This is a genomic window from Bradyrhizobium manausense (assembly GCF_018129685.1).
Taxonomy (GTDB): Bacteria; Pseudomonadota; Alphaproteobacteria; order Rhizobiales; family Xanthobacteraceae; genus Bradyrhizobium; species Bradyrhizobium manausense_D.
In genome coordinates, this window is record NZ_JAFCLG010000003.1 from 198587 (window position 1) to 210106 (window position 11520).

Below are 11520 nucleotides of genomic sequence, written 5' to 3' on the forward strand. Positions count from 1 at the left end.
GTCGTTGCGAGGAGCCCGCGACAAAATTGCGGAGCAATTTTTGCGCTGGCGCCGAAGCAATCCAGACTGCCTCTCCGGAAAGACTCTGGATTGCTTCGCTTCGCTCGCAATGACGACGACAAATAGGAGATATACATGCTCAGAGAAATTCGCCCCGCCATCGTCCTCCTGCTGGTGCTCACCGCCATCACGGGCCTGGCCTATCCGCTCGCGATGACCGGCATTGCCGGCGCGATCTTTCCCGCCAAGGCGCAAGGCAGCCTGATCGAAAAGGACGGGAAGGTGGTCGGCTCCGCCCTGATCGGGCAGGAATTCAAGGACGACAAATATTTCCACGGCCGTCCCTCGGCGACGCTGGCGCCGGACCCCAATGATTCGACCAAGACCGTCCCGGCGCCCTACAACGCCGCCAATTCCGGAGGCTCGAATCTCGGCCCGACCAGCAAGGCGCTGGCCGACCGGCTGAAGGAGGACGTCGACAAGCTGAAGGCCGAAAATCCGAACGCCGCCGTACCCGTCGATCTGGTCACGACCTCTGCCAGCGGTCTCGATCCCCATATTTCGCCGGAAGCGGCGCAATTCCAGCTGCCGCGCGTCGCCAAGGCGCGCAATATGTCGGAAGACTCGCTTAAGGCGCTCGTCGCCTCGAACACCGAGAGCCGTCTCCTTGGCCTGCTCGGCGAACCCAGGGTTAACGTTCTGGCGCTCAATCTCGCGCTGGATCGTGCGTCCGCGAAGTAGCGCTCTAGGCTAGGAATATAAGGGCGATTATATTGGCCTGATGGTTCAACAGCGCCGCGATCCCGAACAACGTCCGTCGCCGGAGGCGCTGCTGGAAGCCGCGCGCCGGGAGGAGAGCGCGAGCGGCAAGCTGAAAATCTTCGTCGGCGCCGCTCCCGGCGTCGGCAAGACCTACGAGATGCTGCAAAGCGCCCACGCCAGGCGCAAGGCCGGTGTCGATGTCGTGGTCGGCTTCGTCGAGACCCATGGCCGCGCCGAGACCGAGGCGCTGGTGCGGGGGCTCGAAGTGATCCCGCGCAAGAAGTTCGACTACCGTGGCCAGATCGTCGAGGAGATGGACCTCGACGCCGTGATCGCGCGGCGGCCGAAAATCGCGCTGGTCGACGAACTCGCCCACACCAATGCGGCCGGCAGCCGCCATCCGAAGCGCTATCTCGATGTCGAGGAGCTGCTCTCCCACGGCATCGACGTCTATACCGCCGTCAACATCCAGCACATCGAGAGCCTGAACGACGTCGTCGCCCAGATTACCCATGTGCGCGTGCGCGAGACGGTTCCGGATTCGGTGTTCGACCGCGCCGATGCGATCGAGTTGATCGATCTCACGCCCGACGACCTGATCCAGCGGCTGCGCGAGGGCAAGGTCTATGTGCCGAAGCAGGCCGAGCGGGCGCTCGAGCATTATTTCTCGCCGGGCAACCTCACGGCTCTGCGCGAGCTCGCGCTGCGGCGCACGGCCGATCGGGTCGATGAACAGCTCCTCAACCATATGCAGGCCAACGCCATCGCCGGTCCCTGGGCCGCGGGCGAACGTATCCTGGTCTGCGTCAGCGAAGACCCGCGTGCCGCGGGGCTCGTGCGCTACACCAAACGGCTGGCCGACCGGCTGCACGCACCGTTCACCGCGATCTCGATCGAGACTCGGCGCTCGCTCCAGCTCTCCGACGAGCAGCGCGACCGGCTTGCCGATACGCTGCGGCTGGCGGAATCGCTGGGCGCGGAGGCGCTGACCATCCCGGCCGTCGGCCGGCGCATCGCCGACGACGTCATCAATTTCGCGCAAGGCAACAACGTCACCCAGATCGTGATCGGCAAGTCGACGCGCTCGCGTTGGTTCGAGATGACGCGCGGCTCGGTCGTGCACGATCTGGTGCGCCGCGCCGGCAATATCAGTGTCCACGTCATTCCCGGCGACGAATTGGCGGAGGAGGGGGTGCCCAACACGGCGGTCCAGACCGCCGCGCGGTCCGAGCCGTTCAATCCGCTGCCCTATCTGAAGGCGCTCGGCATCGTGCTGCTCGGCCTCGGTGCGGCCGAGTTGATCCAGCCACGGTTCGGCATCGAGAACGTTGACCTCGTGCTGCTGACTGCGGTGGTGGCGGTTGCGGTGCGTTACGGGCTCTGGCCGTCCCTGCTTGCGACTGTCGCGGCCTCGCTGTCCTACAATTTCTTCTTCCTGCCACCGATCTACACGTTCACGATCACCGATCCGACCAATGTCGCCGCCTTCGTGCTGTTCATGGTGGTTGCGATGATCGTGTCAAATGTCGCCGCGCGCGTGCGCACGCAGGCCGACACCGCGATTGGCCGCATCAGGACCACCGAGCAGCTCTATGCCTTCAGCCGCAAGCTTGCCGGCACGGCCACGCTCGACGATGTGCTGTGGGCCTCGGCCTATCAGATCGCTTTGATGCTGAAGGTGCGTGTGGTGCTGTTGCTGCCCGAGGACGGGCTCTTGACGGTGAAGTCAGGCTATCCGCCGGAGGATCAGCTCGACCAGGCCGATCTTGCCGCCGCCAACTGGGCCTGGAGCAACGACCGCCCCGCCGGTCGCGGTTCCGATACGCTGCCGGGCGCCAAGCGGCTGTTCCTGCCGATGCGCACCGGGCGCGGTCCGATCGGCGTCATCGGCATCGACAACGACCGCACCGGTCCGCTGCTGACGCCGGACCAGCGCCGGCTGCTGGACGCGCTGGTGGATCAGGGCGCGCTCGCAATCGAGCGCGTGCTGCTCGTCGAGGACATGGACCGCGTCAAGCGCACGGTCGAATCCGAGCGGCTGCGCTCGGCCCTGTTGACCTCGATCTCGCACGACCTGAAGACGCCGCTCGCCTCTGTGTTGGGTGCAGCCTCGACCATGCGCGATCTCGCCGGTGCGCTGTCCGACACCGAGAAGCGCGATTTGCTTGCGACCGTGATCGACGAGTCCGAGCGGCTCAACCGCTTCATCGCCAATCTGCTCGATATGACCAAGCTCGAGTCCGGTGCCATCGTGCCCAACACGGCGCTGCACGATCTCGGCGAGATCGTCGGCAGCGCGCTGCGGCGGGCCTCAAAAATCCTCACTGCCCACAAGGTCGAGCTGGTTCTGGCCGCCGATCTGCCGATGCTGGAGCTCGATGCCGTGCTGTTCGAGCAGGTATTGTTCAATCTGCTCGACAATGCTGCGAAATATTCGCCGTCCGAGACGACGATCGCTATCAAGAGCCGCCGCGAGCGCGACCAGGTGGTGCTTGATATCGCCGACGAAGGCGCCGGCATTCCGCCCGACGAACTCGAGAGCGTGTTCGACAAGTTTTACCGCGTGCAGAAGGGCGACCATGTCCGGCCCGGCACCGGGCTTGGCCTCGCCATCTCGCGCGGCTTCGTCGAGGCGATGCACGGCTCGATCTCCGCCGCCAATCGCAGCGACCGAAGCGGCGCTGTTCTCACCATCCGTCTGCCGGTTCCGGCGCAGACCAAGGCATTGGATACCGCCGCATGAGTGCTGCCCCGATCAAGGTTTTGGTGGTCGACGACGAGCCGCCAATCCGCAAATTGCTGCGGATGGGGCTTACGACGCAGGGCTACGAAATACTGGAGGCGTCGAACGGGAAGATCGCGCTCGAGAAGCTCGGCGAAGAGCCCGCGCTGATCATCCTCGATCTCGGCTTGCCCGACATCCAGGGTCACGAGCTGCTGCGAACGATCCGCGCTCGCAACGAGAACGTGCCGATCGTGGTGTTGTCGAGTCGCGGCGACGAGGCCGGCAAGGTACAGGCGCTCGATCTCGGCGCCGACGATTATCTGACCAAGCCGTTCGGCATGGACGAGCTTCTGGCGCGCCTGCGCGCAGCCCTGCGGCACCAGTTGCAGGTGCAGGGCGAGCGTCCGGTGTTTCGCACCGGCGATCTCTCGGTCGATCTCGTCCGCCGCATCGTCAAGCTCGGCGAGCGCGAGGTCAAACTGTCGCCGAAGGAATATGACCTCCTGCGCGTGCTGGTCCAGCACGCCGGCAAGGTGCTGACCCACCGCTTCCTGCTCAAGGAGCTCTGGGACGAGCTCACCGACGCGCAATATTTGCGCGTCTATGTCCGTCAGCTCCGCCAGAAGATCGAAGCCGATCCGGAGCGGCCGCAATATGTGCTGACCGAGACGGGGATCGGGTACCGGCTGAAGTCGGGAGATTGAGTCATCGTCGTTCCGCGGCGATGCGAAGCATTGAATTATGGTGCGCTTGCGCACCTGAGAACCTCGAGATTCCGGGTTCGCCTCTTCGAGGTGCCCCGGAATGACGGGAACGAGAGCTAGCCTGCCTTGCTCTGCCGAGCCGTCGCCCGGTGCGCCTTCTTCGCAGGTCGCTGCCGCCCCGTTGAACGCCGCGCACGCGACTTTGCCGCCGTCTTGCCGCCGCGCCCCTTCAGGCTCTGCTTCAGCGCATCCATCAGGTTGATGACGTTGCTCGGACGCTCCTCCGGCTCGGGGAGTTCAATCTTCTTGCCGCTCGCCTTGCGTTTCACCAGCGCCTTCAGCGCGGTCTCGTATTCGTCCTTGAACTTGCCCGGATCGAAATGCGCCGCCTTGGTGTGCAGGATATGGCCGGCGAGTTCGACCATATCCTTGGTGATCTTCGGGCTCTTGATGTCGTCAAAGAATTGATCTTCGTCGCGCAGCTCATAGGGAAAACGCAGCGTGGTGCCGAGCAAGCCCTTGCCGCGCGGCTCGATGGCGATGATATGCTCGCGATTGGTCAGCACGATCTTGGCGAGCGCCACGCGGTCCTGGTCCTTCATGGCGTCGCGGATCACGGCAAAGGCGTCGATCGCGGCCTTGCCGTCGGGGGCGACGTAATAGGGATGGTTGAGATAGCGCTGGTCGATCTCCTCACGCGGCACAAAGCTTTCGATGTCGATGGTGTGATTGCTCTCGATCTGGACGGCCTCGAGCTCCTCCGGCTCGATCTCGACATATTTGCCCTTGCGCAGCTCGTAGCCGCGCCCCTTCTGGTCGCTTTCGACCACGTCGCCGGTCTCGGCATCCACCATCTGTTGCTTGAGCCGGTTGCCGGTCTCGCGGTTGATCATGTGAAACCGAGTCTTCTCGGCCGCGGTGGTCGCCGGATAGAGCACGACCGGGCAGCTCACCAGCGACAGTTTCAGCGTTCCCTTCCAATAGGCGCGCGGGGCCATATCATTCTCCAGTGATTTCAACGCGTTTTGGAACCCCAACCGCGCCATCGGGTTTTGGTTCCGGGCGGGACTTTTGCCGTGTAGGCTGAATACCGAAAGAGAAGCGGGACCGGTCGTGCTGCAAAAACTCTCCACTTACCGAAAGAAGCGTAATTTCGAGAAGACGCCCGAACCGTCGGGCAAGGCCGCAGTGGCGCCCTCGAAACAGCGGCGCTTCGTGATCCAGAAGCATGACGCAACCCGGCTGCATTACGACCTCAGGCTCGAATTCGACGGCGTTTTCAAATCCTGGGCGGTGACGAAGGGCCCTTCGCTCAATCCGCACGACAAGCGGCTGGCCGTCGAGGTCGAGGACCATCCGCTCGACTATGGCGATTTCGAAGGAACGATTCCGGAGGGACAATATGGCGGCGGCACGGTCATGCTGTGGGACCGCGGCACCTGGGAATCCGATGATCCCGAAGCCGGCTTCAAGAAGGGCGACCTCAAATTCACCCTGCATGGCGACAAGCTGCATGGCAGCTGGGTGCTCGTGCGCATGCGCAACCGCGGTGGCGAGAGGCGCACCAACTGGCTGCTGATCAAGCATCGCGACGAATATGCCAGCGAGGACGAAGATATCCTGACGGAGGACAAATCGGTGGCCTCCGGCCGCGCCATGCAGCAGATCGCCGAAGGCAAGGGCCGCGCGCCAAAGCCGTTCATGCTGGCGAAGGGCTCCGGCAAGGCCGACGCCGTCTGGCAATCCAACCGCGCCGACGAGGCGAAGGGACGCACGGTCAAGCCGGCACCTCGCACCGCGCTGAAGAGCGCCAGGATTGAAAAGACCAGGTCCTCGAAGCAGCAAACGACCATAGCGACGACGGCCAAGAAAATCTCGGAGATGCCGGACTTCGTCGTGCCGCAGCTCTGCACGCCGGTCGAGCGGCCACCGGCAGGCGACGGCTGGTGCCACGAGATCAAGTTCGACGGCTACCGCGTCCAGCTTCGTGTCGAGGACGGCGAAGCGACGCTGAAGACGCGCAAGGGTCTCGACTGGACCGGCAAGTTCGCGTCGATTGCGAAGGAGGCCGGCGGGCTTCCCGACGCCTTGATCGACGGCGAGATCGTCGCGCTGGACCACAACGGCGCGCCGAACTTTTCTTCGCTGCAAGCTGCGTTATCCGATGGCAAGACCGAGGAGCTGGTCTTCTTTGCCTTCGACCTCCTGTTCGCCGGAGGCCTCGATTATCGCCGCCTGCCGCTCGGCGAGCGCAAGGCGCGCCTCAAGGCGCTGCTGGAAGCCCGCAAGAAGAAGTCCAGCCAGATCCGCTATGTCGAGCATTTCGAGAATGGCGGCGATGCGGTGCTGCAATCGGCCTGCAAGCTCGAGCTCGAAGGCGTGGTGTCCAAGAAGCTGGGTGCGCCCTATCGCTCCGGCCGTACCGAGGGCTGGACCAAGGCGAAGTGCCGGGCCGGCCATGAGGTCGTGATTGGGGGCTACAAGACCACCAATGGAAAATTCCGCTCGCTGATGGCCGGCGTGCATCGTGGCGATCATCTCGCTTTTGTCGGCATGGTCGGCACCGGTTTCGGCGCCGACAAGGTCAAGCGCATCATGCCGTTGCTGAAAGAGGCTGCATCGAGCGAAAGCCCGTTTGGCGGCAAAAACGCGCCAAAGAAGACGCGCGATGTGCATTGGGTCAAGCCGGAGCTGGTGGCGGAGATTGAATTCGCCGGCTTTACCGCCGACGGCAACATCCGCCAGGCCGCCTTCAAGGGCCTGCGGCAGGACAAGCCGGCCGAGGAGGTCGAGGCGGAGACGCCTGTCGATATCAAGCTCGCGCAGCCGTCTGCCAGAAAGCGCGTTACAGCGCAGTCCGCGAAAGGGAAGGGCACCGCCGAGGTCATGGGCGTCGTCATCTCGAAGCCGGAGAAGGAGCTGTGGCCTGATGGTGGCGACGGTGAAGGCGTCACGAAGCTGGATCTCGCGCGCTATTTCGAAGCTGTCGGCGTCTGGATGATCGCGCATATCAAGGGGCGGCCCTGTTCGATCCTGCGCGCCCCCGACGGCATCGGCGGCGAAAAATTCTTCCAGCGTCATGCGATGCAAGGGACTTCGAACCTGCTCGAGCTCGCAAAAGTCTCCGGCGATCGCAAGCCTTACTTGCAGATCGATCGCGTTGAGGGCCTTACCGCAGTGGCGCAGATCGGCGGTGTCGAGCTGCATCCCTGGAATTGCGCGCCTGGCGCCTATGACACGCCGGGCCGGCTGGTGTTCGATCTCGATCCCGCGCCGGACGTGAAGTTTGCCGACGTCGTCGAGGCGGCCAAGGAGATGCGGCAGCGGCTTGGCGATGTCGGAATGGAGAGCTTTTGCAAGACCACGGGCGGCAAGGGCCTGCACGTGGTGGTGCCGCTTCTCCATGGCGCGCGTGACAAAGTGAGCTGGAAGGAAGCCAAGGCGTTTGCGCAAGGCGTCTGCCAGTGGATGGCGGATGACGATCCCGAGCGCTATTTGCTCAACATGTCGAAGAAGCTGCGCAGCGGGAAGATCTTTCTCGACTATTTGCGCAACGATCGGATGTCGACGGCCGTGGCTCCGCTGTCGCCGCGTGCCCGCGATGGCGCGACGGTGTCGATGCCGGTGACCTGGGCACAGGTGAAGAGCGATCTTGATCCGAACAAGTTCACGGTGAGAACCGTGCCGGGGCTATTGTCGCGATCGAAGGCGTGGGATGGCTATGATGATGCGGCCTCGTCGATCAAGGCGGCGATGAAGAAGCTTGCTGCGAAACAGAAGTAGGGTGGGTTAGCCCGAAGGCGTAACCCACCATTGTTTGTATCCGCTGAGGCCGAAGAGGTGGGTTATGCTTCGCTAACCCACCCTACGACAGCGTCGTCAGATCCGCCCCATCAGCAGCAATATCAGCAGAATGACGATGATGAGCCCGAGACCGCCGCCGCCGTAATAGCCGGTGCCGTAGAACGGGCCGCCGCCGATGCCGCTAAAGCCGCCGAGCAGCGCGATGACCAAGATGATCAGAATGATGGTACCGATAGACATGCGAATCTCCTCCAGCCCTTCTCGAAAGGGTCGTTTGCACCTGTCCGTTGCGGGAGGGCAACTTGCCGCAGGTTTGAAAGTTCCGAATTTGAAACGGGACGACAGGTCCCAACTTGCATGGAACCTTTGCAGCCCTGCCCGGCATGACTATGTGAGGATCAGTCAGCACAGGGCAGGGCCATGTCAGCACCGCTTGTCGTTTCCATTCCGCACCGCCTGGGCCGCGAAGAGGCCGTGCGCCGGCTCAAGACCGGGCTCGGCCGCGCCGCGGCGAGCATCCCCGTGATCCAGGTCGAGGAGGAGCGCTGGAGCGGCGACACCATGAATTTCCGCATCCGCGCAATGGGACAGATTGCGAGCGGCCGGGTCGATGTCGCCGATGATCATGTGAAGGTCGAGGTGGTGCTGCCGTGGCTATTGCAGCGCTTTGCCGAGATGGCACAGACGATGATCCGCAAGCGCGGACAGCTGCTGCTGACGAAGGACGGTGGCAAGTAGCCTCACGCGCCGACGCGATGCCGCGCAGGCCGGACGGCGCTTGCCGTGCGGGCTGGGATGACTGCCGCAGGAAGGTCACGGAACGCCTGGGCAACCGGCAGTTCGTTGCCCGCAAGGTCCGGCGCGGCATAGCCGGAAATGTCGACGGTCGCGTCAAGTCCCTCCGGCACAGGCCATTGCCGGCCAGCTTGCGTGAGCGGCGCGAACTGGCGTCCAACCACGACGATCGCGGCTTCGCGGCCATGGCGGCGGACAAACGCGATGACATGATCGGCGTGCGCGCCGCGGACGTCGAGCGGCTGATACTCGCCCCGCGCAAAGACGCCGGCGAGCTCGGTACGAAGCTTCAGCAGATGTCGCGTCCAGGCCAGTTTGAGCCGTCCGTCCGGCCAGGTATTGATCAGGTTCCGCCAATCCGATGTTTCCAGCGAATTCAGCGCTGCCTGGCGCGCGACAAAATCCACCGGGCGGCGGTTGTCGGGATCAACCAGCGACAGGTCCCAGAACTCGGTCCCCTGATAAAAGTCGGGTACGCCAGGCAGTGTCGCCTTCAGCGTCAGTTGGCTGAGCGAGTTCAGCGCCCCGAGTAACGCGATGCGGCGGGCGAGCGCCTGAAGCCCCTCCAGGAATTCCCCTGACCGTGTGGGATCGAGAATCTTCTCGATGAAGCTGCTGATGCCGTCCTCATACGCCTGATGCGGATTGAGCCAGCTTGTCTCTTCCTTGCCTTCGCGCGCGGCCTTCAGCGCATAAGCCTGGATTCGCTCGGCGAAACCGGCATCCGGTTCCTCGTGAGGCCAGGCGCCGATCAGGGTCTGGTAGAGCATGTACTCGAACGTTGTCGACGGCGCGCGCAGATTGCCGTTGAGCGCAAGATGCGGCGCATTCAGCACTTTCCAGCGCGCCACGGAGCTCGCCCATTCGCCGGGAACTTCGCTCAGCGCCGCGATCCGTGCACGGGCGTCCTCGCCGCGCTTGGTGTCGTGGGTGGCGGTCGCCGTCATGCCTTGCGGCCATTCCCGGGCGCGGGCCCGCATCGCTTCGTGGAAGGCGGGAATGGCGAGGCCTTTGCTCGCGGGATCGCCGCCGACCTCGTTCAACGCGAGCAGCCGGTGGTATTGGTAGAACGCTGTGTCCTCGAGCGATTTGGCCATCATCGGCCCGGTGAACTGCTGCACCTTCAGCGCAAAGCGGCGCACGCGCGGGGCGCCGTGCGGCGGGCGGCCGGGCTTGAGCAGGTCCATCGTCAGCGCATCGCGCAGGAAGTCGAAAATGCCTTCATCGGCGGCGAACCATTCCGCGCGCGCGCGCGCGATGGTGTCGTCGATCAGTTTTCGGTCGAGCGCGGTCGGGCCGCTATGCGTCAGATAGGTGCGATAGACCGGGAAGTGAAGCACGTAGAGTTCGAGCGCCTGCCGCAGGCTGTCGGCGGAGAAATCGCGGGTGGAGTAGTGCCCGTTGGCGATGCGTGCGAGCAGGCGCGTCAGCACGATGAACTCGCTGGTCAGCAGCGTCTCCAGCACGCGCCGTTTGGCCTCCTTGACGTAGGGCGCAAGCCGCGGCGGCCGGTTGCTGATCTGCCGCCAGGTCTCGTCCAGCGCCTCCAGCCCCTTCGGCTCGACCAGCACCTGGGTGATCGCGTTCATCCATTCATAGCCGGTGGTGCCCTGAACCCCGGCAAAATGCGGCAGCTTCTCCTGCTCGCACAGGATCTTCTCGATCACCGTGTAGAACGGTCTTGTTGCGCCTTGCGCATCGCGCACCAGCCGGCGCAGCCGCTGGCAATATTGCGCGGGATCGCGCAAGCCGTCGATATGGTCGAGGCGGATGCCTTGCAGTTTGCCCTCGGTGACGAGTTGTTTCACCAGCCGGTGCGTGGCGGCGAATGTGCTGGCGTCCTCGACGCGCAGGCCGGCGAGCCCGTTGACGTCGAAGAAGCGGCGATAATTGATGTCGCTGGAGGCGAGCCGCCAGTGGCCGAGCTTGTAGTTCTGCCGCTCCAGCAGATGATGCAGCGCCAATGTCTGCGCCGGACGATCTTTTGCCGCGCGATAGGCGTCGAGGCCGTGCGCGATGATGTCCGCAGCGCCCGCGATTTCCTTCAGCTCGGCCTTGAAGGCGGGAGCGTCCTTGCGGCTGGGCTGGCGCAGGCCCTTGTAGCGGGCGGCGAGCGAGAGCAAGCGTTTGCCGGCCACGGTATCGGCGGCGTCCGCCTCCTTCACCATCATCCGCAAGATCTCGCCATAGCGCTCGGGCGCGATCGGCAGGCGGTGCTCGAAGTACCAGGCGGAAAAGCTGCCCTCGTCGGGATCGTAGCGCAGCTCGATCTCGCCGCGCTCGAGCGACTCGCCATAGGATGCGCCGAGAATCGGCAGCAGCACGCCGACGCGGGCGCGGTGGGGCAATTGATCCCAGTCGATGTCGAAGGAGACCGCGTGCGGCGAGGCCTGTCCCCACTCCAGCACGTCCAGCCACCACGGATTGTCGGCAAAGTGCACGCCGACATGGTTCGGCACGAAATCGATGATGAGGCCGAGGTCGTGCGCCTTCAGCGCCTCGCTCAGCCGGGCAAAGCCGGCCTCGCCACCGAGTTCGGGATTGAATTGGCTGTGATCGACGGTGTCATAGCCGTGGGTCGAGCCCTTGCGGGCCTTCATCACCGGCGAGGCGTAGAGATGCGTGATCCCGAGCGCCTTGAGGTAAGGCACGACCGAGGCCGCCTTGTCGAAGTCGAAATCCGCGGTGAGCTGGAGCCGGTAGGTCGCCAGAGGGATCGCGGAAGTCATA

At 64.1% G+C, this 11520-nt stretch carries 8 protein-coding genes; 5 read left to right on the forward strand and 3 right to left on the reverse strand.

From position 1 onward, the window contains the following. The first annotated feature begins 135 nt into the window (after positions 1-135). Genes JQ621_RS11300 through JQ621_RS11310 form a run of 3 tightly spaced genes read left to right on the forward strand, consistent with a single transcriptional unit; the run spans position 136 to position 4191 of the window. Complete coding sequence (locus JQ621_RS11300; protein ID WP_212234668.1) at positions 136-741, forward strand: K(+)-transporting ATPase subunit C; 606 nt, start codon at positions 136-138, stop codon at positions 739-741. Positions 742-781: 40 nt separating this feature from the next. Next, positions 782-3505: a sensor histidine kinase gene (locus JQ621_RS11305; protein WP_212234670.1), complete on the forward strand. Its 2724-nt coding sequence runs from the start codon at positions 782-784 to the stop codon at positions 3503-3505. Next, entirely contained in the window at positions 3502-4191 is a 690-nt protein-coding gene (locus JQ621_RS11310; protein ID WP_212234672.1) for a response regulator, read from the forward strand. Before JQ621_RS11305 ends, JQ621_RS11310 begins: the two co-directional genes overlap by 4 nt. Positions 4192-4307: 116 nt before the next feature. Here the strand turns inward: JQ621_RS11310 and ku are convergent, their stop codons facing one another. Next, on the reverse strand, positions 4308-5189 hold the full coding sequence (ku, locus tag JQ621_RS11315) for a non-homologous end joining protein Ku (RefSeq protein WP_212234674.1): 882 nt from the start codon (positions 5187-5189) through the stop codon (positions 4308-4310). Between the two features lie 115 nt (positions 5190-5304). Here ku and ligD point away from each other — a divergent pair, with 115 nt between their 5' ends. Further along, a complete protein-coding gene (gene ligD, locus JQ621_RS11320; RefSeq protein WP_212234676.1) occupies positions 5305-7974 on the forward strand; it encodes a DNA ligase D in 2670 nt (889 codons plus the stop codon). Positions 7975-8070: 96 nt separating this feature from the next. Here the strand turns inward: ligD and JQ621_RS11325 are convergent, their stop codons facing one another. After that, positions 8071-8235: a DUF3309 family protein gene (locus tag JQ621_RS11325; RefSeq protein WP_211384334.1), complete on the reverse strand. Its 165-nt coding sequence runs from the start codon at positions 8233-8235 to the stop codon at positions 8071-8073. Positions 8236-8415: 180 nt separating this feature from the next. Between JQ621_RS11325 and JQ621_RS11330 the strand changes: the two genes are divergently transcribed. Continuing rightward, the gene (locus JQ621_RS11330; protein ID WP_212234678.1) at positions 8416-8733 is read left to right on the forward strand and encodes a polyhydroxyalkanoic acid system family protein; all 318 of its coding nucleotides are present in this window, start codon (positions 8416-8418) and stop codon (positions 8731-8733) included. A 2-nt stretch (positions 8734-8735) separates the two neighbouring features. Here the strand turns inward: JQ621_RS11330 and treY are convergent, their stop codons facing one another. Then, the gene (treY, locus tag JQ621_RS11335) at positions 8736-11519 is read right to left on the reverse strand and encodes a malto-oligosyltrehalose synthase (RefSeq protein WP_212234680.1); all 2784 of its coding nucleotides are present in this window, start codon (positions 11517-11519) and stop codon (positions 8736-8738) included. Between the last annotated feature and the right edge of the window lies 1 nt (position 11520).